The sequence below is a fragment of the Rubrivirga sp. genome (assembly GCF_965213695.1).
Taxonomy (GTDB): Bacteria; Bacteroidota; Rhodothermia; order Rhodothermales; family Rubricoccaceae; genus Rubrivirga.
In genome coordinates this window covers 4,033,992-4,059,879 of record NZ_OZ243912.1, presented here as the reverse complement: position 1 = coordinate 4,059,879, position 25,888 = coordinate 4,033,992, and the positions used below count along the sequence as shown (strand labels likewise).

22 protein-coding genes are annotated in these 25,888 nt (G+C 71.2%); 14 read left to right on the top strand and 8 right to left on the bottom strand.

From position 1 onward, the window contains the following. Nucleotides 1–5 precede the first annotated feature (5 nt). The 5 genes from atpD (at nt 6) to ACOOHE_RS17895 (ending at nt 8,219) form a co-directional block, all read left to right on the top strand. Nucleotides 6–1,514: a F0F1 ATP synthase subunit beta gene (gene atpD, locus ACOOHE_RS17915; protein WP_420455460.1), complete on the top strand. Its 1,509-nt coding sequence runs from the start codon at nt 6–8 to the stop codon at nt 1,512–1,514. Nucleotides 1,515–1,605: 91 nt separating this feature from the next. Continuing rightward, a complete protein-coding gene (gene atpC, locus ACOOHE_RS17910; RefSeq protein WP_420455459.1) occupies nt 1,606–2,016 on the top strand; it encodes an ATP synthase F1 subunit epsilon in 411 nt (136 codons plus the stop codon). A 385-nt stretch (nt 2,017–2,401) separates the two neighbouring features. Next, nucleotides 2,402–3,301 (top strand): cell division protein FtsX, encoded by a 900-nt coding sequence (locus tag ACOOHE_RS17905; RefSeq protein ID WP_420455458.1) that lies wholly within the window; start codon nt 2,402–2,404, stop codon nt 3,299–3,301. Between the two features lie 296 nt (nt 3,302–3,597). Next, on the top strand, nt 3,598–5,580 hold the full coding sequence (locus ACOOHE_RS17900) for a YfbK domain-containing protein (protein ID WP_420455457.1): 1,983 nt from the start codon (nt 3,598–3,600) through the stop codon (nt 5,578–5,580). Between the two features lie 119 nt (nt 5,581–5,699). Next, nucleotides 5,700–8,219: a transglycosylase domain-containing protein gene (locus ACOOHE_RS17895; RefSeq protein ID WP_420455456.1), complete on the top strand. Its 2,520-nt coding sequence runs from the start codon at nt 5,700–5,702 to the stop codon at nt 8,217–8,219. 112 nt (nt 8,220–8,331) lie between these two features. Here ACOOHE_RS17895 and ACOOHE_RS17890 read toward each other — a convergent pair whose 3' ends face one another. Continuing rightward, nucleotides 8,332–9,822, bottom strand: coding sequence for an ATP-binding protein (locus ACOOHE_RS17890; protein WP_420455455.1), 1,491 nt, complete (start codon nt 9,820–9,822; stop codon nt 8,332–8,334). 41 nt (nt 9,823–9,863) lie between these two features. Continuing rightward, the gene (locus ACOOHE_RS17885; protein WP_420455454.1) at nt 9,864–10,565 is read right to left on the bottom strand and encodes a response regulator transcription factor; all 702 of its coding nucleotides are present in this window, start codon (nt 10,563–10,565) and stop codon (nt 9,864–9,866) included. Between the two features lie 237 nt (nt 10,566–10,802). Between ACOOHE_RS17885 and ACOOHE_RS17880 the strand changes: the two genes are divergently transcribed. Continuing rightward, entirely contained in the window at nt 10,803–12,113 is a 1,311-nt protein-coding gene (locus ACOOHE_RS17880; protein ID WP_420455453.1) for a cation:proton antiporter, read from the top strand. Nucleotides 12,114–12,233: 120 nt separating this feature from the next. On the opposite strand, the gene ACOOHE_RS17875 is transcribed toward ACOOHE_RS17880, so the two are convergent. Together ACOOHE_RS17875 and ACOOHE_RS17870 are read right to left on the bottom strand one after the other, a co-directional pair. Continuing rightward, a complete protein-coding gene (locus ACOOHE_RS17875) occupies nt 12,234–13,577 on the bottom strand; it encodes a lactonase family protein (protein ID WP_420455452.1) in 1,344 nt (447 codons plus the stop codon). Between the two features lie 128 nt (nt 13,578–13,705). Beyond that, on the bottom strand, nt 13,706–15,025 hold the full coding sequence (locus ACOOHE_RS17870; protein WP_420455451.1) for a hypothetical protein: 1,320 nt from the start codon (nt 15,023–15,025) through the stop codon (nt 13,706–13,708). 139 nt (nt 15,026–15,164) lie between these two features. Here ACOOHE_RS17870 and ACOOHE_RS17865 point away from each other — a divergent pair, with 139 nt between their 5' ends. The 4 genes from ACOOHE_RS17865 (at nt 15,165) to ACOOHE_RS17850 (ending at nt 18,681) form a co-directional block, all read left to right on the top strand. Beyond that, nucleotides 15,165–15,896 (top strand): flavodoxin family protein, encoded by a 732-nt coding sequence (locus ACOOHE_RS17865; RefSeq protein ID WP_420455450.1) that lies wholly within the window; start codon nt 15,165–15,167, stop codon nt 15,894–15,896. 210 nt (nt 15,897–16,106) lie between these two features. Then, nucleotides 16,107–16,283: a hypothetical protein gene (locus ACOOHE_RS17860; protein ID WP_420455449.1), complete on the top strand. Its 177-nt coding sequence runs from the start codon at nt 16,107–16,109 to the stop codon at nt 16,281–16,283. Between the two features lie 648 nt (nt 16,284–16,931). Then, complete coding sequence (locus ACOOHE_RS17855; protein ID WP_420455448.1) at nt 16,932–18,110, top strand: ArsA family ATPase; 1,179 nt, start codon at nt 16,932–16,934, stop codon at nt 18,108–18,110. Nucleotides 18,111–18,405: 295 nt separating this feature from the next. Then, nucleotides 18,406–18,681 carry a hypothetical protein gene (locus ACOOHE_RS17850; RefSeq protein WP_420455447.1) on the top strand — a complete coding sequence of 92 codons (276 nt, stop codon included), beginning with the start codon at nt 18,406–18,408 and terminating at the stop codon, nt 18,679–18,681. A 62-nt stretch (nt 18,682–18,743) separates the two neighbouring features. On the opposite strand, the gene ACOOHE_RS17845 is transcribed toward ACOOHE_RS17850, so the two are convergent. From ACOOHE_RS17845 to ACOOHE_RS17835, 3 genes are all read right to left on the bottom strand, one after another. After that, nucleotides 18,744–19,709 (bottom strand): mechanosensitive ion channel family protein, encoded by a 966-nt coding sequence (locus tag ACOOHE_RS17845; RefSeq protein WP_420455446.1) that lies wholly within the window; start codon nt 19,707–19,709, stop codon nt 18,744–18,746. Between the two features lie 77 nt (nt 19,710–19,786). Next, nucleotides 19,787–20,425 (bottom strand): DsbA family oxidoreductase, encoded by a 639-nt coding sequence (locus ACOOHE_RS17840; RefSeq protein ID WP_420455445.1) that lies wholly within the window; start codon nt 20,423–20,425, stop codon nt 19,787–19,789. 176 nt (nt 20,426–20,601) lie between these two features. Further along, nucleotides 20,602–21,234, bottom strand: coding sequence for an NAD(P)-dependent oxidoreductase (locus ACOOHE_RS17835; RefSeq protein WP_420455444.1), 633 nt, complete (start codon nt 21,232–21,234; stop codon nt 20,602–20,604). 88 nt (nt 21,235–21,322) lie between these two features. Here ACOOHE_RS17835 and ACOOHE_RS17830 point away from each other — a divergent pair, with 88 nt between their 5' ends. Together ACOOHE_RS17830 and ACOOHE_RS17825 are read left to right on the top strand one after the other, a co-directional pair. Further along, the gene (locus tag ACOOHE_RS17830) at nt 21,323–21,670 is read left to right on the top strand and encodes a winged helix-turn-helix transcriptional regulator (RefSeq protein ID WP_420455443.1); all 348 of its coding nucleotides are present in this window, start codon (nt 21,323–21,325) and stop codon (nt 21,668–21,670) included. Between the two features lie 66 nt (nt 21,671–21,736). Continuing rightward, complete coding sequence (locus tag ACOOHE_RS17825; RefSeq protein WP_420455442.1) at nt 21,737–22,144, top strand: TerB family tellurite resistance protein; 408 nt, start codon at nt 21,737–21,739, stop codon at nt 22,142–22,144. Nucleotides 22,145–22,173: 29 nt separating this feature from the next. Here the strand turns inward: ACOOHE_RS17825 and ACOOHE_RS17820 are convergent, their stop codons facing one another. Continuing rightward, complete coding sequence (locus ACOOHE_RS17820) at nt 22,174–22,443, bottom strand: hypothetical protein (RefSeq protein WP_420455441.1); 270 nt, start codon at nt 22,441–22,443, stop codon at nt 22,174–22,176. Between the two features lie 104 nt (nt 22,444–22,547). Between ACOOHE_RS17820 and ettA the strand changes: the two genes are divergently transcribed. Both ettA and ACOOHE_RS17810 read left to right on the top strand, forming a co-directional pair. After that, nucleotides 22,548–24,218 (top strand): energy-dependent translational throttle protein EttA, encoded by a 1,671-nt coding sequence (gene ettA, locus ACOOHE_RS17815; protein ID WP_420455440.1) that lies wholly within the window; start codon nt 22,548–22,550, stop codon nt 24,216–24,218. A gap of 204 nt (nt 24,219–24,422) precedes the next feature. Continuing rightward, nucleotides 24,423–25,835, top strand: coding sequence for a phosphoglucomutase/phosphomannomutase family protein (locus tag ACOOHE_RS17810; protein ID WP_420455439.1), 1,413 nt, complete (start codon nt 24,423–24,425; stop codon nt 25,833–25,835). Nucleotides 25,836–25,888 lie beyond the last annotated feature (53 nt).

The window sequence follows — 25,888 nt, the reverse complement described above, 5'->3', positions numbered from 1 at the left end:
CCACCATGGAAACCGTCCCGCCCGCCATCGGCACCACGACCGGCGACGTCTTGCAGGTCATCGGCCCGGTCGTCGACTGCGAGTTCCCGGCCGACGCCGTCCCCGAGATCTACGACGCCCTCGAGATCGACCGCGGCGACGACCCGACGCTCGTCCTCGAGGTCCAGCAGCACTTGGGCGAGAACCGCGTCCGGACCATCTCGATGGACTCGACCGACGGGCTCCAGCGCGGGACGACCGTCGTCAACACGGGCCGGCCGATCGCGATGCCGGTCGGCGTCGAGGTCCGCGGGCGGCTGTTCAACGTCGTCGGCGAGCCCATCGACGGGCTACCCAAGCCGAACGTGAGCGAGTACCGTCCGATCCACGCCGAGCCGCCGAGCTACGACCAGCTCGCGACCTCCATCGAGGTGCTCGAGACCGGGATCAAGGTCATCGACCTCATCCAGCCCTACGCGCGCGGCGGTAAGATCGGCCTGTTCGGCGGGGCCGGCGTCGGCAAGACGGTCCTCATCCAGGAGCTCATCAACAACATCGCCAAGGGCCACGAGGGGTTCTCGGTCTTCGCCGGCGTCGGCGAGCGGACGCGCGAGGGCAACGACCTGATGCGCGAGATGCTCGAGTCGGGCATCATGAAGTACGGCGACGCCTTCATGCACTCGATGGAGGAGGGCGGCTGGGATTTGTCGAAGGTCGACATGGAGCTCCTGAAGGAAAGCCAGGCGTCGTTCGTGTTCGGCCAGATGAACGAGCCGCCCGGCGCGCGGGCTCGCGTGGCCCTCTCCGGCCTCACGCTCGCCGAGTACTTCCGCGACCTCGGCGGCACCGACGTCCTGTTCTTCGTCGACAACATCTTCCGGTTTACCCAAGCCGGCTCTGAGGTCTCGGCGCTGTTGGGGCGGATGCCCTCGGCCGTCGGCTACCAGCCGACGCTGGCGACCGAGATGGGCGGGATGCAGGAGCGGATCACGTCGACCAAGGCCGGCGCCATCACGTCGGTCCAGGCCGTCTACGTCCCCGCCGACGACCTCACGGACCCGGCCCCGGCCACGACCTTCGCCCACCTCGACGCCACGACGGTGCTCTCGCGCGCCATCGCGTCGCTCGGCATCTACCCGGCCATCGATCCGCTCGACTCGACGTCGCGGATCCTGACCGAGGAGGTCGTCGGCGAGGAGCACTACCGCGTGGCACAGGACACGATGGAGCTTCTCCAGCGCGACAAGGAGTTGCAGGACATCATCGCGATCCTGGGCTTGGACGAGCTGTCGGACGAGGACAAGCAGGTCGTCAACCGGGCCCGGCGCGTCCAGCGGTTTATGTCGCAGCCGTTCTTCGTCGCTGAGCAGTTCACGGGCACGCCCGGCAAGTACGTCAAGGTGGACGACACCGTCCGCGGCTTCAAGATGATCTTGGACGGCGAGCTCGACCACCTGCCCGAGGGCGCGTTCCTGTACCGGGGCGCCATCGAGGAGGTCATCGAGGCCGGCGAGAAGATGCTGGCCGAGGCGTAGGCGCTGCGCGCCAGGCATGGGGCAAGAGGCATGGGGCACGAGTCCTGCCTTTCGCCCCCTGCCCCTTTTCCCATGCCCCTTGCCCTGACCCATGGCTGACTCCCTGCTCGTCGAGATCGTCTCCCCGGACCGGGCCGCCTATCGCGGCGAGGCCCGCGCCTTCCGCGCGCCCGGCGTCGAGGGCTCCTTCGAGGTGCTCCGCGGCCACGCGCCGATGCTCGCGGCCACCCAGGTCGGCACCGTCACCGTGACGACGCTCGATGGCGAGCGCGTCTCGTTCGCGACGTCCGGTGGCTTCGTCGAGGTCCTCGACAACCATGTGATCATGCTGGCCGAGACCGCCGAGCCGGCCGGCGACATCGACGTCGAGCGGGCCCGGGCGGCCGAGGAGCGGGCGGCCGAGCGGCTCAGCGCCGCGCAGACGCCTGAGGAGCGGGCCGCCCTCGAAGCCGAGCGCGACCGGGCCCGCAACCGCTTGCGCACGGCCATGAGCCAGGTCTAGGGATCGGGCGCTCTCCGGCCTGTCCTGCGGCTTCGCGCAACGTTCTTGACGGCCTCTGAGCACAGAGGTACCTTGGGGCATCGGGTCGAGCACGCCCAGCCCCGCCCTCCAGGGCGAGCTCCCCGACTTGAGCGTCCGACGGTTTTCCGTCGGGCGCTCTCTTTTTTAGGGCTCCCGCCGGCTGTCGATGCTGTCCCTGGCACGCTCGCAAGGGGTCGCTGGCGCCCCTCCCGTTCGGCTCGCACGCGTGCCCCGCCCGGCCGGGCGAGCGCGTGCTGCCAGATCCATCGCGGGGGAGGACGCGACGGCCCGGGGCCGTCCGGCGCTCGCGTGTGGAGGCGGGTGGCCCAGCGCTACCTTCGGGCGTCTCCCCCCGACGCGCCCCGTGGCCCTCTCCTACACGCTCCTCGAGGGGCTCGCCGGCTTCCGGCGGGCCAAGCTGGCCGCCGCGACGAGCGTCGTGGCGCTCGCCATCGCGCTCGTCCTGATCGGGATCTTCGCCCTGCTCGGGTGGCAGGGCCAGAACGTGGCCGAGGTGCTCCGCCAGCGGGCGTCCGAGGTCGAGGTGTTCCTGGACGACACGGCCTCGGCCGAGGCGAGCGCCCGGATCGGCGACCGCCTGCGGAGCGTCGTCGGCGTCGACTCGGTGCACTACGTGTCGCACGAGGAGGCGGCCGAGATCTTCCGCGAGGCGTTCGGCGAGGAGGCGGATCTGTACGACGACGCCCAGTTCTTGCCGGCGAGCTACCGCGTCCGCCTGGGCGGGTCGGCGGCGTCGCCGGACTCGCTGGCCGCGTTCGCCGAGGCCGTCGACGGGTGGACGGGCGTCGACGAGGTGGCCTACGACCGGGCGTCCGTCGAGGCCGTCGAGCGCAACTTGCGCGTGTTCTCGGGCGTCGGGCTGGCCGTGGCGCTGCTGGTCGTGGTGGCCGCGCTGCTGCTCGTTGGCAACACGGTGCGGCTGTCGATCTACGCCCGGCGGATGCTGATCCGGACGATGAAGCTGGTCGGGGCGACGAACGCCTTTATCCGCCGTCCCTTCCTGATCGAGGGCGTGATCCAGGGGCTCGTGGCCGGGCTCGTGGCCGGGTTGGTGCTGTGGGGGCTCTACGACCTGTTCCTCCGTTTTATCCGCTCGGCCGACGCGGGGAGCCAGGCCGTTGGGTGGCCCGGCGGGACGCCGCTGCTGACCGTGGCGGCGCTCGTCGGGCTCGGGCTGCTCCTCGGGTTTGTGGCGTCGACGGTCGCCGTGCGGCGGTTCATCCGCAAGGTCAACCTGAGCTAAGGCAGAAAAGGGTCCTGTCATCCTGAGCTTGCGAAGGATCTCGGCGCCGTACCGTCGGGCAGCTTCAGGTGGCACCGAGAGGCGTTGAGGTTCGTGCTGAGATCCCCCGCCTTCGCGGGGGCAGGCTCTTCGCTCCCCTCAGGACGACAGGCGTCTCCGTGCCGAGTTAACCGGGAGGCACCAAGCGGATGTGACGTGGCAGGCAACGGACGCGGCTGAGGGGTGTCTGAATGGGGGAAGGCGCGAGACGCCGGCCGCGCCCGTTGAGACGACACCGCTCCCCATCGCCCGCTCCCATGGCCTCTCGTCTGCTCGCCCTCGTCGTTCTGGTCGCCTCCGTGGCCACCCTCGCCGCCGCACCCGCCGCCGACGGCGCTCTCGCCGGGACTGTCACCGACGCCACCACCGGGGACCCGGTCGTCGGGGCGGCCGTCGAGATCCCGTTCCTCGGGCTCGGCGTGGCCACCGACACCGACGGCCGCTTCCGGCTGGCGGACGTCCCAGATGGGCTCCACCGCGTGACGATCCGCGCCGTCGGCTACCAGGCCGTGGTGCGGACGGTGCGCGTGACGCCGGGGACGGCGGCGACGCTCGACGTGGCCCTCGACGCGGCGCCGGAACTGGAGGAGGTCGTGGTCGAGTCCGAGCAGCCGATGATGTCGCGCGACGCCGCCGCCGTCCGCGTCCGCGGCCAGGTCACGCGGACGCCGGGGATCGCGCCGTCCCCGGCCCCCGCGGCCAGAGACGCCTCCGCGTTCTCCTATTCGAGCGGTCGCCCCGGCCTCCCCTACGCGCCGCCGACGGACCGCGAGGGCTACGCGCCCATCGACGAGGTCGGCTTCAAGACGGCCCTCGACGCGCCGCTGTCGACGTTCTCCATCGACGTCGACCGGGCGAGCTACGCCAACACCCGCCGCTTCTTGGAGAACGACCGCCTGCCGCCGGTCGATGCCGTCCGCGTCGAGGAGTTCGTCAACAGCTTCGACTACGGCCTTGAGGGGCCGGGCGACGGGCGCCACCCGTTCGCCGTCTCGACCGAGGTCACCGAGGCCCCGTGGGCGCCGGCCCACAAGCTGGTGCGGATCGGGCTCCAGGGCCGCCGCATCGAGACCGAGGACCTGCCGCCGGCCAACCTCGTCTTCCTGATCGACGTGTCGGGCTCGATGCAGGCGCCGGACAAGCTGCCGCTGTTGCAGCGCGCGTTCCGCCTGCTCGTGAGAGAGATGCGGCCCGACGACCACGTCGCCCTCGTCGTCTACGCCGGCGCCTCCGGCACCGTCCTCCCGCCGACATCGGGCCGGGAGAAGGGGCGGATCTTGGAAGCCCTCGACGGCCTCCAGGCGGGCGGCTCGACGGCCGGCGCCGAGGGGCTCCGCCTGGCGTACGCCACGGCTCGCGAGCACTTCGACCCGAGAGCGACCAACCGCGTGATCCTGGCGACCGACGGCGACTTCAACGTGGGCGTCTCGTCCGACGCCGAGATGCAGCGGCTGGTCGAGGAGGAGCGCGAGAGCGGCGTCTTCCTGAGCGTGCTCGGCTTCGGCACGGGCAACCTCCAGGACTCGAAGATGGAGACGCTCGCCGACCACGGCAACGGCAACTACGCCTACATCGACGGCATCCGCGAGGCCGAGCGGGTGTTCGTGCGGGAGTTCGGGGGGACGCTGTTCGCGATTGCGAAGGACGTCAAGGTCCAGGTCGAGTTCAACCCGGCGCGCGTGGCCGGCTACCGGTTGGTCGGCTACGAGAACCGGGCGCTGGCGAACGAGGACTTCAACGACGACCGGAAGGACGCCGGCGAGCTCGGCGCGGGCCACACCGTGACGGCGCTCTACGAGGTCGTCCCGGCCGGCGTCGAGGTGCCGACGGCCGGCGTCGACGGGCTCAAGTACCAGACGACGCCCGCCCTCACCGACGCCGCCGACAGCGGCGAGTGGCTGACGGTCAAGCTCCGCTACAAGCCGGCGACCGGCGCCGGCACGTTCGCCGACGAGAGCGTCCGCCTGGACGTGCCGGTGGCCGGGCGGTCGGTGCCGCTGGCGCGGGCGTCGGAGGCGACGCGGTGGGCCGTGGCCGTGACCGAGGCGGCGCTGCTGCTCCGTGAGAGCGAGTACGCGCCGGGCGCCTCGTGGGACCACGCGCTCGCGCTCGCTCGCAACGCCCGTGGCAGCGACGCCCACGGCGACCGCGCCGAGTTCGTCCGCCTGGTCGAGACGGCGAAGGCGCTGGCCGAGACGGAGGCGGCCCGCCGCGACCGGCCCGTCGCGCTGGGCGACTAAGGCACCCCCCGTTCCGTAGGGGCGACCCGCCGGGTCGTCCCTACATCCAGGGCGAGGGGCGTCGTCGTAACGCCGCGGCCCCGGCGGCGGCGTGGCACGGGATTGGATCTGGTACGTTCATGCCGACGACGCCTCGCCCGACTCCGCTGGACCTCCGCCCCACCATCGCCCGCCCCGCCCCGCGCCGAGCGCCCGTCGCGGTGCCGTCGCGGAACCCGTTCACGCGCTACTGGCGGGCCGTCACCGACGGCGAGGCGTCGTGGGGCCGGCGGCTGTCTGTGGCCCTCGGCGTGCCGCTGGCGATGGCCGCGGGCGGCGTGGCGCTGGCCGGGCTCGCGCTCGCGGGGTATGCGTGGTCACTGTTGCCGGACACGCCCGACGCCTACGCGCTCGCCCGAGCCACGCGGTCCCAGCCGACCGTCGTGGTCGACGTCCGGGGCGAGCGGCTGACCCAGTTCGAGCCGGCCTTCCGCGAGTGGGTCCCGCTCGACTCGATCCCCGTCCACCTCGTCCACGCGCTCATCGCGACCGAGGACCGGGCGTTCTACCGGCACAGCGGCGTCGACGTCCGGCGGAGCGCGGCGGCCATTTGGAACACAGCGAGGGGCGACCGCCAGGGCGGATCGACGATCACTCAGCAACTCGCGCGGAACCTGTTCCCGGACGAGATCGGCACGGCCGGGACGGTCGAGCGCAAGACGAAGGAGGCGTTGGCAGCGCGGGCCATCGAACGCGACCACACCAAGCGCGAAATCCTGGAGGCCTACCTCAACACGGTCCCGTTCCTCTACAACGCCCACGGCGTCGAGATGGCCGCGCGGACCTACTTCGGCACGCACGCGCCGGACCTGACCGTTCCGCAGGCGGCGGTGCTGGTGGCGATGCTGAAGGGGCCGAACCAGTTCAACCCGGTCCGCCACCCCGAGGCGGCGACGGTCCGGCGTGACCTGGTGCTCCGGCTGATGGCCGAGCAGGGCGCGATCTCACCCGCGGAGGCAGCGGCGTTCCAGGCCGAAGGGCTCGGCGTCACGTTGACGCCCCAGCCGTCGACCTACAGCGCGGCGCCCCACTTTACGGCCGCCGTCCGCCGCGAGCTCGAAGCCTGGGCCCAGCCGCGCGGCTACGACATCGACCGCGACGGCCTCGTCGTGCGGACGACGCTGGACCTGACGATGCAGCGCCAGGCCGAGGCCGCCGTCGCCGACCGCGCCGCGCGCTTGCAGCGGACCGCCGACGGGCAGTGGGGCCGCGGCGTCCCCCGGGCTGCCCTCGACGCGGCGCTGCGCCAGACGGCCACCTACGCCCGCGCCGTCGACGGCGGCTTGGACGCCGACGCGGCCCTGGCCGCCGCCCGCGACGACGCGGCGCTCGTCGACTCCGTCGCCCGGTCGGTCCGCCGGGTCGAGGCGGCGCTCGTCGCCGTTCAGCCCGAGACGGGCGCCGTCCGCGCCTACGTCGGGTCCCGCGACTTCGCCGTCGACGAGTACGACCACGCGGGCGTCGCGCTCCGCCAGCCCGGCTCGACGTTCAAGGCGTTCGTGTTCGCCGGCGCGCTCCAGCGCGGCTACGGGCCCGACGACGAGATCGAGGGCGGCGCGGTCGAGATCGAGATGAGCGACGGGACCGTCTGGGCCCCGTCCGGCGGGTCGTCGGAGGGCACGCTCACCGACGCGCTCGCCTTCTCGAAGAACAACGTGACGGCCCGGCTGACGCACGAGGTCGGGCCGCACCGGGTCGCCCTCGTGGCCCAGCGGATGGGCGTCACGAGCGACCTCGACGTGGTCCCGTCCATCGGCCTGGGGACGAGCCCGGTGACGCTCCTGGAGATGGTCTCGGCCTACGCCACCATCGCCAACGACGGGCTCCGTCGCCGGCCCCGCCTCATCACGCGCGTCGAGACGGCGTCGGGGACCGTCCTCGACTCGTTCGGGGGGAACGGGGCCCAGGCGCTCACGCGCCGCGACGCCCGCAACCTGCTCGACATGCTGCGGGCCGTCGTCGACCGGGGGACCGGCCGGGCGCTCCGCGAGCTCGGCGCGACCGGCGACCTGGCCGGCAAGACCGGCACGTCGCAGGACTATGCCGACGGCTGGTTTATCGCCATGCGTCCCGGGCTGGCCGTCGGCGCCTGGGTTGGGTTCAACGACCAGCGCGTCACGTTCCGCTCGAAGGCCACCGGCGAGGGCTCGCGGACGGCGCTCCCGGTCGTCGGCGACTTTTTGGTCCGCGTCCAGGACCGGCTCCCGGACGTGGCCTTCCCGCCGCCGCCCGGCCGCTACCAGGCCCTCGACTTCGACCCCGACGGCGACTCGCTCTTGGTCGACGACCCGGACGTCTATGACATGACGGCGGAGGACTACGAGTGGTCGTATGGCGAGGACCCCTACGAGCCGGCTCCCATCGACGTGCCCGATGTCGAGCGGCCGCTCGAGGACCGGCCCGACCTCCGCTCGCCGCCGCCGGCCACGCGGCGGATCGGGTGGAGCCCCGACGGCCGGCGCTCCGACCCGGACCGTGGCCGCGCCGAGCCCGCGCCGTCGCCCTCCGACCCGAACGCGCCGACGACGACCCGCAACCCGAACAACCGGGGCGGCCTGACGGCCGACGAGATCATCGAGCGAGCGCGAGGCGACGGGTAGGAGACAGCCTGAGGACGGCGTCTCAGCCCTGCGAGGTCCCCTCTCAGTTCGGCTAGACCTCCATGGTGCCAGCTACGGGCGCCATGCTCAACTCGGGCTCGGCAGTCGACCCTTAGCACACCTCGGACTCGGGCGGCGGAGGCCCCTCGACCGGGAAGATGAGCGTGAACGTTGCTCCGGCTCCCTCCACGCTCTCGACGCTGACCGAACCGCCGTGGAGTTGAGCGATCCGTTGGACGATGGCCAGGCCCAGGCCCGCGCTGCCGTCGGCCGGGCGGCTGGTGTCGGCGCGGACGAAGCGCTCGAAGACGTGGGGCATCACCTCCGACGCGATGCCCTCGCCCGAGTCGCGTACGAACACCGCCACGTGGTCCCCCTCGGCGCGCCGGACGAACACGTCGATGGAGTCACCGGGAGACGTGTGGCGGAGCGCGTTGTCGAGCAGGTTGGCGATGGCGCGCTCGGCCAGCCCGATGTCGAGGCGCACCAGGGGGAGCCCGTCCTCGGCCTCTACCCGGAGCGCGACCTCCGACCGCTCGGCCCGTTCTCGGCACTCGGCGGTGACGTCGAAGGCGAGGTCCGGGAGCGCCGTCAGCTCGGCGGTGACTTGGACCTCGGCGGCGTCGAACCTCGCCAGGTCGAACAGGTCGTCTACCAATGCCGACATCCGCTCGGAGGCCCGGACCGCGCGACCGAAGTAGTCCTCCCGCCGGCTGTCATCGCGGACGCCCATCTTGAGCGTTTCGAGGTACCCCCGCAGCGAGGCCAGTGGGCTCCGCAGATCGTGGCTCACGTTCGCCACCAGGTCCCGCCGGAGAGCGTCGGTCCGCTGGAGCGTCTTCACCTGCTCCTCGATGCACCCGGCCATCATGTTGAAGGCCTCGGCCAGTTCCCCCACCTCGTCGCGGCTGGAGGCGTCGACGCGAACGCTGAAGTCCCCGCGCTCGAACGCGCCGACGGTCTCGGTGAGCCGCGTCAGCCGCCGCGTCAGCAGGGTGAAGAGCAGCCCGCCGACCAGCGCGGCCACCAGCAGCGACAGCGCCACTCCGCGCGCGACCGTTCCCACCAGCGCCTCCTGCCGGAGCGCCCCCGCGACGTCGTCGTAGCGCTCGCCTTCCAAGATCAGGTAGAGGTAGCCGCCGTCCTCGCCCATGATGCGGATCCGGGCGACACTGAACGGTCGCCACTCGTCCGGCCGCGCCGGGTCCATGCCGAGCACGGGAAGGTCGGTGCCAGCCAGGAACGCCTCCAGCGGCGCCGTGTCGATGCGGTTGACCAGGGGGCGGCGGCGGGCGTCCATGAACCACGACTTGATCATGCCGTCGGCGTCGATCAGGTAGACATCGAGCCGGCGATTCACCTGGGTCAGCCCGGCGATGATGTCCTGGATCGCCATCGTGTCGATGGTCGTTTCGAGGTGCGGCTGAAACTGGGGCGCGAGGTCGCGTGCGAGGTCGTGGTGGAGGGCCTGGTCGGCGACCAGCGTCGCGCGGTCGGCGGCCCGCGTCGCGACCCCGATGAGTGCTACGCCAAGCCCCACCAGCAGCGCCAGCAACGCGATAGAGAGACGGACGCTAAACCGGCGATGGAGAGGGACCGACATTCGAGCGAGCGAGAGAAACGGGGGCAGAGGCGGGTTCGGCGCTACGCCTCGTCGGCGAAGCGGTAGCCCATGCCCCAGACCGTCTGGATGTAGACCGGCGCCGACGGTTCGGGCTCGATCTTAGCCCGCAGCCGGTTGATGTGCGTGTTGACCGTGTGGCCGTGTCCAGAGAACTGGTAGCCCCACACCTGGTTGAGGAGCTCCTTCCGCGAGAAGGCCCGCCCTGGGTGCCGCGCCAGCAGCGTCAGGAGGTCGAACTCCATGGGCGTCAGGGCCACAGGGGCATCGCCGAGCTGCACGCGCCGCTGGGCAGGGAGCACGACCAGGGGTCCCACTCGGATCTCCTCGTCGGGGTCGGGTGGCCGCCCCATCTCGACGCGGCGTAGCAGCGCCTCCACGCGGGCCAAGACCTCGGGGACAGAAAACGGCTTGGACACGTAGTCGTCAGCGCCAATTTGGAGGCCGTGCACGCGGTCGGCCTCCGTGGCGCGCGCGGTCAGCATCAGGATGGGCACCGTCCGTCCGGCCTCGCGCAGCTTCTGGCAGACCTCGACGCCCGTCAGCCCAGGCAGCATCCAGTCGAGGACGACCACGCAGAACGGCTTGGCGAGCGCCCGCTGGAGCGCCAGCGCGCCGTCCCAGACCACCTCGACGCGGTGCCCGGCCTCGGTCAGGTGGTGCTCCAGGAGCTCCGCGAGGTCGCGGTCGTCCTCGACGACGAGCACGGAGAGGGCGTTGGGCATGGCGTGTAGGGATCTCTAGGTACGCACATCGGCGACGATGGCGCCGAGCACGCGGGGGCGCGACCGGGGGACGGGGCTGGGGTCTCACAGACACGCTCGGGAGAGGTTGTCACGATCCCATAACATCAAAGAATTAAAGCCTTGGCAGACGGGTATGTCCCTTACTGTATCGGCCGGTCCCTACAGACGGCCGGTGCCGCCTGGGGCTGCCTCGTCCGCCTCGCGCAACTCCCTTCTGTGACCGACCTCAACATCGCCCTCGTCCTGATTGGGGGACTCGTGCTGGTGCTTAGCGCGGTCTCGGACCTGCTCAAGCAGCACGGCGTCTCGGACGTCCTGGTCGCGCTCGTGCTGGGCGTCGCGGTGGGGCCGGTGGGGCTGGGGCTACTGGACCCCTCGGCGTGGGGCGACGGCACGGTCGTGTTGGAGGAGGCCACCCGCCTAGCGGTGGGCGTCGGGCTGATGGGGGCGGCGCTGCGTCTCCCTGGCGGCTACTTCGGCGCGACGTGGCGGGCGCACACCGTGCTGGTGGTCGGTGCGATGGTCGGGATGTGGCTCACGAGCAGCTTGCTGATCGCCTGGATCCTGGCCCTGCCCGCACCGATGGCGCTCCTCATCGGCGCCGTCGTCACCCCGACCGATCCGGTGGTGGCGTCGAGCATCGTCACGGGGACGGTCGCCGAGCGGAATCTGCCCGGCCGCATCCCGTGCCTCATCACCGCCGAAGCCGGCCTCAACGACGGGCTGGCGCTGCCCCTCGTGCTGCTGGGCATCGCGCTCGTGGGAGGTACAGGTTTGGAATCGGGCGTCCCGGCTTTCATCGGGCAATCGCTGTGGCAGGTCGGCGGAGCCGTCGCGATGGGGGCGGCCCTGGGCACGGCGACGGCGCACCTGCTGGTGTTCGCCGAGCGCCGGATGCTGATCGAGCGCGCGGGCTACCTCGCCATCGTCGTCTCGCTGGCGCTGCTCACCCTGGGGTCTGTGCGCCTGGTGGGCAGCGACGGCCTGCTGGCGGTGTTCGTGGCCGGAGTGGCCTTCGGCCGGGTGGTGCCGTTGTCGGAGCGCGAGGACGCGGGCACGGTCGCCGCGACGGTGGACCTCTTCTTTTCGCTGCCGGTGTTCACCCTGATCGGGATGGTGCTGCCGTGGGCGGCGTGGGCCGCGCTCGGGTGGCACGGCGTCGCGCTGGCGCTGGCGGTGCTGGTTCTGCGGCGGCTCCCGGTCGTTCTCGCGATCCACCGGTGGGTCACGCCGCTCCGCAGCGTAGGCGACGCCTTGTTCGTGGGCTGGTTCGGCCCCATCGGCGTCGCGGCGACGTTCTACGCCGCCCACGCGCTGCGCGAGACGGGACGTGAGACGGTGTTCGCGGTGGCCCTGCTGCTGGTGGCCGCCTCGGTGGTGGCGCAGGGCTTGACCGCGACCCCACTGATGCGCCTCTACAGCCGCACCTGCGACACAGCCAAAGACGACGACGATCCGGGGATGGACCTCGCCCATTCAGGCCGGCGGGCACTGAGCAACGAGGAGACGCACGCGAGCCCGCGGTAGTCGCGTCTGCCCCGCCGAAGGGGCCGTGCGGTCGCACCGCGTGGCGTGTCCACCCGACACAGGGAGAGGCCGGCAACGCGAACGCCACCGGCCTCTCTGCGACCGAACGGTCTGTCGTGGCTAGCGTGCTGCCAGTCCGAAGATGCCGGCCTGGTTGACGCCGCGGGCCATGCTCGGCGCGTGCGCCGCGATGGTCTGCATCATCGTCAGGCTCCCGTTGCCGCCGACACGGTAGCCCGTCACCATGCCGTTCAAGGCGTTGACGTTGTAGAGGAACCGGCTGTCGCCGCTCAGCGCGATGTCCGCTACGCCCTGCATAGAGGGCACGGCCGCCTCGGCGTCGATGAGGCTCAGCGCTCCGTTGCCGGCCACGCGGTAGCTCGAAATCCGAGGGGTGGGGTCGAAGAAGCTGGCCGCGAAGGCGATCTGGCCGTCGTCCGTGGCGACGATCCAGCACGTGTCCGTGCCGCCGTTCTCGACGTCGCCCCCGGAGGCACTCAGCGCGCCGTTCGCGCCGACCGTATAGCCGGAGGCGGCGCCCTTCCTCGGACCCACCGGCCCGTCGAACTGCTCCGTCACGAGGAGGTTGCCGGACTTGGTGAACGTGAACCCGAACGGCCCCTGGCCGGTGGAGCTCACCATGCGCTTCTCACCCGGTGTGCCGTCGGCGTTCATCGCGAACGTCACGATCAGCCCCTCGTCGCCGGCGGGCATCATGTTGTTGCTCGACGGCGGGTCGACGGCCGTCCGCTCGGTCACGACGAGTACGGCGCCCGAGGGGTTGAACGACACCTGGGCGCAGCCGGAGAAGGCGTCGCCGGAAAGCTGGCGCGTCGAGTTCGGAATGGGCGTGAGCTCACCAGAAGCAGAGACCCGAAAACCGGTGATCGAGGGCATCCCACCCGTCGTGCAGTTGGGCGCGATGAACTCCATGTTCTCGTCGAACAGGTCGTCCTCGGTCTCACCCGAGTGGAGCACGTAGAGCATCCCCCCGTTGACGGTGACGCTGACGGGTTTTTCGCCGCCGGAGGCGGTGACGGATATGCGGTCCAAGCCGTCGGCCTCGACACGGAAGACGGTGACGGAGTTGCTGCCCGCGTTCGCCGCGTAGAGCCAGTTGCCGGTCTCGATGTGGTTGTTGGGCGAGGACTCACCCTGATCGCTGCCGAGCACGAGCGCGTTGGCGACGTCCTCGAAGCTGCCGGAGCCGGTCCCGCCGGTGTCGAAGCGGTCCACGAGCGAGAGCATGCCGTTCGCGTCGCGACTGAACGCGGCGATCGCATTGCCGTCGCGGTGGTTGGACATGCTGAAGACGGCCGCTTGGCGGAGGTCGACGTTGTCCGGTATTTCCATGTCCGGCATTTCCATGTCCGGCGTCTCCATGTCCGGCATCTCCATGTCCGGCATCTCCATGGTGCGGGTGTTTGTGCAGCCGCTGAGGACGAGGGCGACGCCGAGGGTCAAGAGTGAGAATCTCATACGAGTGGGTGGGTGTAGGGAAGTGCGCCGGAGCGCGGGGGCGGGCCGCCGGTGCAGCCCAGGAAGCCCGAGGCCGACGACACGTATGCCGCCGGCCTCGGAGAGGGGCGGACCTAGAGCGCTGCCAAGCCGAGCACGCCGGCCTGGTTGACGCCGCGGGCCATGCTCGGCGGGTGCGCCTGCACCATCTGGATTTGCGTCAGGCCCCCGCCGGAGCCGACGCGGTAGCCCGTCACCATGCCGCTCAGGGCGTTGACGTTGTAGAGGAACCGGCTGTCGCCGCTCAGCGCGAGGTCTGCTACGCCCTGCATCGGAGGGACGACGGCGTCTGCGTCGATGATGCTCAGCGCACCGTTGCCGGCCACGCGGTAGCTCGACAGGCGGGGCGAGGGGTCAAAAAAGCTGGCTGCGAAGGCCGTCTGGCCGTCGTCGGCGACCACGATCCAGCACGTGTCCGTGCCGCCGTTGTCGACCGAGCCGCCGGACGCATTGAGCACGCCGTCGCTGCCGAGGGTGTACCCGGAGGCGGCGCCCAGCCTCGGACCCATCGGCCCGTCGAACTGCTCCGTCACGAGCACGTCGCCGTCCTTGGTGAACGTGAAGCCGAACGGTCCCTGCCCGGTCGCATCGAAGAGCCTCTTCTCGCCCAGCGTGCCGTCGGCGCTCACCGCGAACGTCACGATCAGCCCCTCGTCGCCGGCGGGCATCATGTTGTTGCTCGACGGCGGGTCGACGGCCGTCCGCTCGGTCACCACCAAGACCGTTCCGGCCGGGTTGAACGACACCTGGGCACAGCCCGAGAAGGCGTCGCCGGAGAGTTGGCGCGTCGAGTTCGGGATGGCCGTGAGGGCGCCGGCTGCCGTGACGCGGAAGCCGGTGATGGACGGCATCCCGCCCGTGGTGCAGTTGGGGGCGATAAAGTCACCGTTGGCATCGAACAGGTCGTCCTCGGTCTCACCCGAGTGGAGCACGTAGAGGATGCCCCGGTTGACGGTCACGCTGACGGGCTTCTCGCCGCCCGTGCTCGTCACCGACAGACGCTCCAGGCCGCCGGCCTCGACGCGGAAGGTGGTCAGGGAGTTGCTGCCCGCGTTGGTGGCGAAGAGGAGGGTGGCGGCGTCGATGTGGTTGTTGGGCGAGGACTCGCCCTGGTCGCTGCCGAGCACGAGCCCGTTGGCGGTGTCCTCGAAGCTGCCCGACCCGGTGCCGCCGGTCTCGAAGCGGTCCACGAGCGTGAGCATGCCGTTCGCGTCGCGGCTGAACGCGGCGATGGAGTTCCCCTCCCGAGCGTTGGACATGCTGAAGACGGCACCCTGGCGGAGGTCGGTGTCGCTGCCGGGGTCGTCGCTGTCGCTGTCGCAGCCGGAGACGGCGGCGACGGAAGTGAGAGTGAGAAGGGCGAGGAACGCTCGCAGGGGGCGGGGAGTGCGCATGGGGGTGGGGATGAAGCGGTCACCTTCCACCCCCTTGATTCTCATAAAGTTGTCACGAACTGATAACGACTCGTCTCGGGGCGGATCTCTCGTGCCGCGTCACGATTGTGGGAGCCTCGTTCCACCCGACCCCACGCTCATGTCCCGGACTCCGCCCGCCGACTACAGCGACCTCTCGGCGTTGGTCGTCAACTGCACGCTCAAGCCGTCGCCTGCCGACTCCCACACGGACCTGTTGCTTCAGGTCCCCGTCGGCATCTGGGAAGAGCAAGGCGTCGCCGTCGAGACCGTCCGGGCGGTCGACCTCGACCTCGCGCCCGGCGTCCAGCCCGACATGACCGAGCACGGGGCTGATCGCGACGACTGGCCGGCGCTCTACGAGAAGGTCCAGGCCGCCGACATCCTGGTGATCGGCACGCCAATCTGGCTCGGTGAGCGCTCGTCGGTGTGCTCGCGGCTCATCGAGCGGCTGTACGCCATGAGCGGGATGCTCAACGAGCAGGGCCAGTACGTCTACTACGGCAAGGTGGGCGGCTGCATCGTGACGGGTAACGAGGACGGCATCAAGCACGTCGCGCAAGGGGTCCTCTACGGCCTCCAGCACCTTGGCTACACCGTCCCGCCCCAGGCCGACGCCGGGTGGATCGGGGAGGCCGGTCCGGGTCCGAGCTACGGCGACGAGCGCGAGGACGGGTCACGCGCGGGGCTCGACAACGACTTCACCAAGCGGAACACCACGTTCATGGCCTGGAACCTGCTCCACCTCGCCCGGCTCCTGAAGGACGCCGGCGGCGTCCCGGCCTACGGAAACCAGAAGAGCGCCTGGAGCGACGGCGCCCGCTCCGGCTTTGAAAACCCGGAGTACCGGTAGCTCCAGAGATGGCGGGGCGGGCGTCGCCGATTCTCCTCGGTCAGGTCTCCTTCGTCCTTATCCGCGACCACCCCCGTACGACTTCGTACGAGCGGTTGGACTCGCTCTGGGTGGCCGACATTACCTAACCCAAGTTTGTCCTATGCCTGGCGTCCACGGGCGGGGCGTCGCAGTTCAGGAGAACCTCCTGCTCACGACAGCCCCAGCTCGATGGACCACCAGGTCACGGCAACGTACTGCCTCGTTGACGACTTCCTCTGCTCGATCCACCACCGTGAGCCCAACGACCGAGCCGTCTCCGACGCCGAGGTCCTGACCGTCGCGCTCGTCGCCGCACGCACCTATCGCGGCAACTCCGAGGCCGCCTTCGCCATCGGCTCGATGTGAGTGCCATGCGGTCATGGCCGGGTCGCAGGCGGACGTGCTTGGGGATGAGGTCGTGGTAGAGGTCGTCGACGAGGGTGTAGATGGCGAGCGCGGGGTCCGCGAAAGGCAGGTCTGGCAGGGTAGCTTTGGACGTGACGGCCGTCATAGAAGCGGGCGCAGTGAGCCGCGGAGGCGTGTAGTGACCTCTCCGACTGGCAGACCCGCGCCCGCTGTTCCGTCCGTCAAGTCATAGCATCAGCCGTCCTAACAGGAAGTGGCTTTCACACGAGGCCGCGATTCGAGCCTCTCCACCCACGCTCCCGTCGTTCCCGCGAACGCGGGGATCCAGGGTGACGAGCGCGGAGATCCACGACGCGCAGAGAGCCCCGTCTTGGGCCCCCCTCCGTCGTGCGGGCGCTTGCCATGGGGGGCGTCCCGGGACTCTGGGTCCCCGCCTTCGCGGGGACGACGCTCTAGGGGAGACGGTGCCCGATTGTGAAAGCCACCCCTTGTCAGCGCCTTCGCGGGGACGACTCAAAAAGAGAGGAGCCAGGCCGTGACAGATCGACCCGACGTGGTATCAGAGGGGATCGGGTGAAGGGCGTCGCCGGCCGGAACGGCGCGTCGTCGGTCGCCCTTCACCCGTCGCTCCTCACCCCTCACCCGCCCATGCCCCGCGTCCTCCTGTTCACCGGCAAAGGCGGCGTCGGCAAGACGACGTGCGCCGCGGCGACGGCCTTGGCCTGCGCCGACCGTGGCCAGCGGACGTTGGTCCTGTCCACCGACCCCGCCCACTCGCTCGCCGACGCCGTCGACCGTCCGCTCGGGCCGGAGCCCCGCCAGCTCGCGCCGAACCTGGACGCGATGGAGGTCGACCTGTACTACTCGATGCGGAAGTACTGGGGCAACATGCGCGAGCTGGTCCGCGCCGTCCTCCGGTTCCAGGGCGCCGACGCCATCGCGGCCGAGGAGCTGGCGGCCCTGCCCGGGATGGGCGAGGGCTCGGCGCTGCTGTGGCTCGACGAGTTCTACCGGTCCGGCGACTACGACGTGATCGTGCTCGACGCCGCGCCGACCGGCGAGACGCTGACGCTGCTGACGTTGCCCCAGGTCACCCAGTGGTGGCTCCAGAAAGCGTTCCCCTTGCAAAAGACGGCGATCAAGACCGTCGGCTTCGCCGTCCGCAAGACGACGGGCGTGCCGCTGGACCGGGGCTACGAGGAGCTCGACCGGCTGTTCGGCAAGCTCGGCGAGGTCCAGGAGGTGTTGCAGGACCGGGCCGTGACGTCGGCCCGGCTGGTGATGAACCCGGAGCGGATGGTGATCCAGGAGGCCAAGCGGGCCTACACCTACCTCCAGCTCTACGGCTACGGCGTCGACGCGGCCGTCGTCAACCGCGTGATCCCGGCCGACGACGCCGGCGGCGTCATGGCGAAGTACGTCCAGGCGCAGGCCGGCTACCTCGACGAGATCGAGCGGTCGTTCGCGCCGCTCCCGGTCTTGACCGTGCCCCACCTCGGGGAGGAGGTGTTCGGGCTCGAGCTCCTGTCCCAGATCGCCGAGGGGCTCTACGCCGACCGCGACCCGGCCGCCGTCTACCACTCGGAGCCGTCGTACAAGGTCGAGAACGAGGGCGACGCCTACACCGTCTCGCTCCGCGTGCCCGGCGCCGCGCCGGGCGACGTCGAGGCCGAGCAGTTCGGGGACGACTTGGTGGTCCAGATCGCCAACCAGCGGCGCAACGTGACGTTGCCGGCGTTCCTCGCCTACTACCGGCTGGCCGACGCCCGCGTCGAGGACGGCTGGCTCCGCGCCCACTTCGAGCCGGAGCGGGAGGGGTCCCGATGACGGCTCCGCGAGTACCCGTCGGGCCGTTACTCGATGCGTTACAGGTCGGGGATTCCACGAGATCGAGCTATCGCCTCGTGGCCTCGTGAGTGGGAGCCGCGACGCGGAGATCGCAGGGGGGCGTCGTGCAGAGCGGTCGGCCTCCAGCGGCCCGCGCCGAGGCGGACGTCGCCGCTGGCCCCGCCGGGGGATCCGGTGGACGGGAGGACGGACCGGCCCTCTAGTTTTCTCACCGATCCCGCTTAACCGCGCGAGCGGACGTCCGATACAGGAGGGGCCCCTCCTGATCTCTACCATGGCCCTCTCGAACCACCCGCTCCCCTCCGACTTCAGCGGGCTCGGGTTTACCGATCCCACGAACGAGTTCCTCCGCATCACGACGACGGAGGACGGCGCGGGCCAGGCGATGGTCGACGGGGTCGTCGTGATCCCGGGGCTCCCGGTCTGCCGCGTCCGCATGAAGACGGACCCGGACCGGATCCACCGCTACGGACCCGGCCGCCAGGCCCTGCTCGGCTACGTCCGCGCCGCGCTCCACGAGGACGTGATGGTCGAGCTCCCCTGGAACTGAGTCGTCGCTGCTTCGGCAACCGAGTCGTCGCTGCGTGCAGCGACGACTCGGTCACTCCCGCTTTACGCCTCGCCGCCGAGCCCGTCGCCGGTGCCCTTGAGCGCGGCCCGCAGAGCGACGCCGCCGTTCGGGTCGAAGTCGAGCGTCCGGATCGGGAACGGGATCGTGACGCCGGCCTGGTCGAAGGCGACCTTGATGGCCTTGATCGCCTCGCTCTGCGCGTCGAGGAAGTCGGTCTGGCGCGCGAAGTCGACCCAGAAGCGGATGACGAAGTTGATTGACGAGTCGCCGAACTCGGTGTAGTAGAGCTGGACCGGCTTGGCACGCTGGCGCACCTTGAGCCCCTCGACGGCTCGGACGGCAACCTGCTGGGCGTGCTCCAAGTCGTCGCCGTAGCCGACGCCGCACGTCAGGTCCACCCGTCGCTCGGCCCGCGCCGAGTAGTTGACGATGGCGTCGCCATAGACCTTCGAGTTGGGCAGGATCACCTTCTGCCCCTGAAACGTGTCGAGGATCGTCGAGCGCAGCGAGATCTCGCGGACCGGGCCCGTGAACCCGTTCGTCTCGATGATCTCGCCCACCACGAACGGGTTGCGGACGGCCATGAGCACGCCCGCGATAAAGTTGGCCGCGATGTCCTGGAACGCGAAGCCGAGGGCCAGCCCCACGATGCCGGCGCCGGCCAGCAGCGTCGTCACGATGCCGTCGAGCCCGATCACGCGGAGCGCCAGGAACGTCCCGATGGCGAGGACGGCCACGTAGGCCAGCGTGCCCAGCAGGTCGACCACGTTGCGGGCCTGGGGCGCGTGCTCGGTGATCTGGTGCATCACCCCCTGCACGACGCGCCGCGCCAGCCGCGCCAGGAACGCGGCGGCCACCACGATCAGGACGGCGACCACCAGGTTCGGCAGCAGGGTCACGAACCCGGTGTACCACGCCTCGAGCTTGCCGACCAGTCCGGTGGCGGCTTCCCCCACGTTGATGGGTCGGAGGGCCGTGGTGTCGGCGGCGGTCGTGTCGGCTTGCATCAGCGGGGCGTGGGGCGGAAGCGTCGGAAGATCGCTACGGGGCCGAGCGTGCGCAGGTCTTCGGACCGGGGTCCGCGTCAGCTCGCGTCCGACACACTCGCGGTGGCCCGGTCGAGGGCCTGGACGAACGCCTCGACCGGCTGGGCGCCCGACAGCGCGAACTGCTCGCCGAACAGGTACAGCGGGACGCCGCCGATCCCGGACCGCCGCGCGACCTCCTGGCTCCGGCGGACGTCGGCCTCAAACCGGTCGTCGCCCAACAGCGCACGGGCGTCGGCGCCGGGGAGGCCGGCGTGCTCGGCGATGGCGACGACGTCTTGGGCGTCGTTGAGGTCGCGCCCGTCGGCGAAGTAGCCCTCGAACAGGGCGTCGACCGTCTCCCACTCGCGGCCGTAGCTCCGACCGAGAAGGACGAGCCGGTGGGCGTCGGTCGTGTTGGGCGCGCCCGCGAGCCGGCCGAAGTCGAACCGAATCCCGGCGGCCTCGCCTGCCTGGGTCACGTGGGCGAACGCGGCCTGGCGGCGCTCCGGCCCACCGAACTTCCGCTCGAAAAAGTCGGCCGGGCCGCCCTCGCGTGGCAGGTCGGGCTGGAGCTGGAACGGCCGCCACCGCCGCTCGACCCCGATCCCGGGCCGCTGCGCCAGCGCCGCGGCAAGGTGGGCCTCCCCGATGTAGCACCACGGGCAGGCGATGTCGGCGAACACGTCGAGGGTCATGGGGGACGGGGGACGGGGGACGGGGGACGGGGGACGGGGGACGGGGGACGGGGGACGGGGGACGGGGGACGGGGGACGGGGGACGGGACGCGGCCGTGGAAAAGTTCCGGGCCGCTCGCGGCTTCCGGGCGTGGGGGCGACGCTGGCGACCGGCATCTCCGCTCACTGCTCACCTCTCACCGGCTCGTAATCATCGGCGCCTCGCCGACCGCTTCGTCCGAGGTGGCCAGCCGGAGCATGTAGTCGGCCACGTCGGCGCGGGAGACGCTGTGGCCGGGGCCCATCGAGAGGTAGCCCGTCTCGTACCGGCCGGTGTGAGGGCCACCGGTCAGGCGGGGCGCGCGGACGGCGGTCCAGTCGAGGCCCGACCGGCGGAAGACGTCGACGTGGGCCTCGGAGTCGGCCAGCAACGGCTTGGCGACGACGCCCATCACGCCGCGCATGAACGCGGGGCCGAGCCCGCCCGGGTCGCGGGGGTCGGCCACGCCGGCGCCGGTCTCGGTCACGACCCGGCGGACGCCGTGGCGCTTCATCGCGTCCACGACGACCGAGGCCGAGCGCCTCAGGACGTCTTTCGGCGAGCCCTTCGCGTGACCCAGCGTGAGCAGGACGGCGTCGGCGCCGCCGACCACGCGGCCGACGGCGTCGGGGTCGAGCGCGTCGCCCTGGACGACGGTCAGGCGGTCGTGCTGGACGTCGAGCTTGGAGGGCGTCCGCGCGAGGGCGACGACCTCGTGGCCGGCGTCGAGGGCCTGGGTGACGACGTGGCGGCCGGTCCGGCCGGTGGCGCCGAGGAGGGCGAACTTCATCGGGAGGAGAGGGGTTGAGGACCCGAGGGACGCGGCCTCGGCCGCCCCATGTTTCCATCTGGGTTCCGCCCGGTAACCGCTTTCCGCCATGCCCGCCGACGCCGACCGCCACCGGGGCCCGTGTCCCGTCCAGGACGCCGTGGGCGCGCTCGGCGGTAAGTGGGCCGTGGCCGTCGTCGGGCGGCTGGCCCGAGGCGAGGCCCGGTTCGGGCGGCTCCGCGCCCAGGTCACCGGCACCGACGGGGCGCCCGTGTCGTCGAAGGTGCTCGCGGCCGAGCTGCGGCGGCTGACCGAGGCCGACGTCGTCGCGCGGCGCGAGCGCGGCGCGGCCGTGTCGTACCGGCTGACCCCGCGCGGCCGGGCCCTCGTCCCGGTCCTCGACGCGCTCGGCGAGTGGTCGGAGAGCGGGGCCGGCCCACCGCCCGACGCCGCATGACGGTTCCGGTTCGGGGCACCAACGCCGTCGTGGCTCCGTACCCTCCGCCGCACACTCCCCCCACCCATGTTTCTGCACGAACTCCGCCCCGAGCAGCGCCGGGCCTTCCTCGTCTTGGCCCGCCAGGTGATCGACGCCGACAACCGGCTGGCGATCCAAGAGGTCGAGCGGCTCGACCGGCTCTACGTCGAGGCCGGCGTCGGCACGGAGACGGCCGGGGCGCCCAACGGCGTCGGCGACCTGAACCTCCTGTTCGGGACCGACCGCTCGCGCATCGTGGTCCTGCTGGACCTGCTCCTGGTGGCCTACGCCGACGGCCAGCTCCACCCCCGCGAGCTCGACGCGGTCCGGTCGGTCGCCGCCCGCCTCGAGGTCGACGCCGGCACGTTCTCGGAAGCGCTCGACTGGGCCCGCCGCCACCAGGCGCTCATCGTCGAGGCCGAGAAGCTGGGGACGGGCGTCGGGTCGGCGTAGGGCTCGGCCTGTCCCACGCGGGGTCCGCGCTACCGTCTCCCCCCGGTCGATGGTCGGGACGACCGGCCCCGGAGGGCCCACGCCAGCGCCGCCGCGACGAGCAGCAGGACGGCGACCATCTCCCAGAACGTGGCGTCGTACGAGCCCTCCCCGTCGGCCGTCCCGGGGACCAAGCGACGGAAGGCCGGCGGCCCCGGCCACCCGTGGTACATCCAGAGCCTCCACCAGCCCATGGCCCCGCCGCACGCGGCGACGACGACGGCGAGGGCAGCAGCGAGACGACGGAGCGGACGGGGCATGGGGTGCAGGATAGGGCACCGGGCCGCAGGTCGGTGTCCACGGGTTATCCACCGCGTGGACAACGGCCCCCATCTAGCTTCGGCGGCACACCCACTGTGCCCCTGTGAGCGACCAGAAAATCATCTTCTCCATGCTCGGCGTCGGCAAGACCCTGCCGACGGGCAAGAAGATCCTCGACAACATCTACCTCTCGTTTTACTACGGCGCCAAGATCGGCGTGCTCGGGCTGAACGGGGCCGGCAAGTCCACGCTCCTGCGCATCATCGCCGGGAAAGACGGCAAGCACGACGGCGAGATCCAGAAGCAACCCGGCCTGACCATCGGGATGCTGGAGCAGGAGCCCGACTTGGGCGAGCACACGCGGACCGTCCGCGAGGTGGCCGAGGAGGGGATGGCCGAAGCCGTCGGCCTCCTCAAGCGCTACGAGGAGATCTCGGCCGCCTTCGCCGAGCCCGACGCCGACTTCGACGCGCTCATCGCCGAGCAGGGCAAGGTCCAGGAGGACATCGACCGGCTGGGCGCGTGGGACGTCGACGCCCGGCTCCAGCAGGCGATGGACGCGCTCCACTGTCCGCCCGGCGACGCGCCCATCGGCCCGCTCTCGGGCGGCGAGAAGCGCCGCGTGGCGCTCGTTCGCCTGCTCTTGCAGGCGCCCGACGTCTTGCTGCTCGACGAGCCGACAAACCACCTCGACGCGCGGTCCGTCGCCTGGCTCGAGCAGCACCTCGCCGGCTACCCCGGAACGGTCATCGCGGTGACCCACGACCGGTACTTCCTCGACAACGTGGCCGGGTGGATCCTGGAGCTCGACCGCGGCAAGGGGATCCCGTTCGAGGGCAACTACACGTCGTGGCTCGAGCAGAAGGAGGCCCGCCTCGCGAGCGAGGAGAAGGAGGCGTCGAAGCGCCAGAAGACGATCCACCAGGAGCTCGAGTGGGTCCGCCAGAACGCCAAGGGCCAGCGGACCAAGTCGAAGGCGCGGATCGCGCGCTACGAGGAGCTCCAGGCCGGGCTGAGCGACGAGCGCCGCGACGAGCTCGAGATCTACATCCCCCCGGGCCCGCGCCTGGGCAACGTCGTGGTCCAGGCCGAGGGCGTCGAGAAGGGCTACGGCGACCGGACGCTCGTCGAGGACCTGACGTTCGACCTGCCGCCGGGCGGCATCGTCGGCATCGTCGGGCCGAACGGGGCCGGCAAGACGACGCTGTTCCGCATGATCACCGGCGCCGAGGAGCCCGACGCCGGCACGTTCAAGGTCGGCGAGACGGTCCGGCTCGGCTACGTCAACCAGGAGCGCGACCTCGACCCCGACCAGACGGTCTGGCAGACGATCTCGGGCGGCGCCGACTTTATCCAGCTCGGCACTCGGGAGGTCAACAGCCGCGCCTACGTCGGCCGGTTCAACTTCGGCGGGGCGGACCAGCAGAAGAAGGTCGGCACGCTGTCGGGCGGCGAGCGCGGGCGGCTCCAGCTGGCGGTCACGCTCAAGGAGGGCGCGAACGTGCTGTTGCTCGACGAGCCGACGAACGACCTCGACGTCAACACGCTGCGGGCCCTCGAGGAGGCGCTGCTGGCGTTCGGCGGCTGCGCCGTCGTGATCTCGCACGACCGGTGGTTCCTCAACCGCGTGGCCACCCACATCCTGGCCTTCGAGGAGGGCGGCGTGTTCTTCTACCCCGGCAACTACGCCGAGTACGAGGCCGACCGGAAGGCCCGCCTGGGCATCGCCGACGACGAGCCGACCGGGCCCCACCGCCGGCTGACGCGGGCGTAGAGGTCTCGCGGGTTTGGCAGGTTCAGCGGGTCACGCGGGTTTCCGAACGGCCGGGCCCAACCCGCTCGACCGGCTCAACTCGCTCAACCCGTTCGCCGCTGACACGCCCTCGGCAGCCGGCGCCCGGAGATTCACCCCGGCGACTCCGACCCCGGCCGTAGCTTCGGCGCCGGCCTTGGGCCACGCTCTCACCCGCCCTTCCCCATGAGCGAGATCACGTTTGGTACGGACGGCTGGCGCGCCGTCGTCGCAGAGGACTACACGTTCGACAACCTCACCCGCGTCGCCCGGGCGACCGCAGCGTGGGTCCAGAAGCAGGACGAGGGCGACGGGTCGGTCGTCGTCGGGCACGACACGCGGTTCCAGGGCGACGCCTTCGCGCGGCACGTGGCCGCCGTGCTCGCCACGCTCGGCGTCCGCGTCCGGCTCGCCGACGGGTTCGCGACGACGCCGGCCGTCTCGTGGGCCACCCGGGAGCACGGGGCGACGGCGGGCATCGTGATCACGGCCAGCCACAACCCGCCCCAGTACAACGGGTTCAAGGTCAAGGCCCACTTCGGCGGCCCGGCCACGCCGGCCATGATCGCCGAGGTCGAGGCCGAGCTCGGGGCCCTCGACGGGTCGTTCACGGCGACGCCGTTCGACGCGCTCGTCGCCGACGGGCTGGTCGAGACGTTCGACCTCCAGGGCGCCTACACGGCGCTGCTCCGCGAGAAGATCGACGTCGAGGCCATCAAGGAGGCCGGCACGCGCGTCGCCTACGACGCGATGTACGGGGCCGGCCAGGGCGTCGTGACCGAGCTCTTGGGCAAGGCGAGGGTGACCGAGCTGGGCCACGAGCGGAACCCCGGGATGCACGGCCAGGCGCCCGAGCCCATCGAGCGGAACCTGGCCACGCTGCTGGAGACGGTCCCCGCGCGGAACTGCGCGCTCGGCCTGGCCACCGACGGCGACGCCGACCGGATCGGGCTCGTCGACGAGGAGGGCCAGTTTGTCGACTCCCACAAGATCCTGGCGCTCCTGGTCAAGTACCTGTTCGAGGAGAAGGGCCTGCGCGGCGACGTCGTCAAGACGTTCTCGACCACCGACATGCTCGACCGGATGGGCGAGACCTACGGGCTGGCGGTCACGACGACGCCCATCGGGTTCAAGCACATCGGGCCCCAGATGGTCGAGGGCGACGTCCTCGTCGGCGGCGAGGAGTCGGGCGGGATGGGCGTCAAGGGCCACCTCCCCGAGCGCGACGGGCTCTACATCGGCCTGACCGTGGCCGAGATGATGGTCCGCCGCGAGCGGACGCTCTCGGGCTTGGTCCGCGAGCTGATGGACGAGTTCGGCCCGCACTACCAGTCCCGGACCGACCTCCACACCACGGAGGCCCGCAAAGAGGCCGTCCTCGCCCAGTTCGCCGACGGCGGGCTCGCCGAGGTCGACGGGGCGCCGGTGACGGCGACCGAGACGCTCGACGGGTTCAAGTTCCGCGTCGAGGGCGGGTGGCTGATGTTCCGCCCGTCGGGGACCGAGCCCGTCCTGCGCGTCTACTCGGAGGCCGCCAGCCAGGACGCCGCCGACGCGCTCGTGGCCTGGGGCGTCCGCTTTGTCAACGAGGAGGGCTGAGCCCACGGGGAGTGCGTGCCCCGAGTTGTGAAGCACAGGTCTCGGCGTCACGG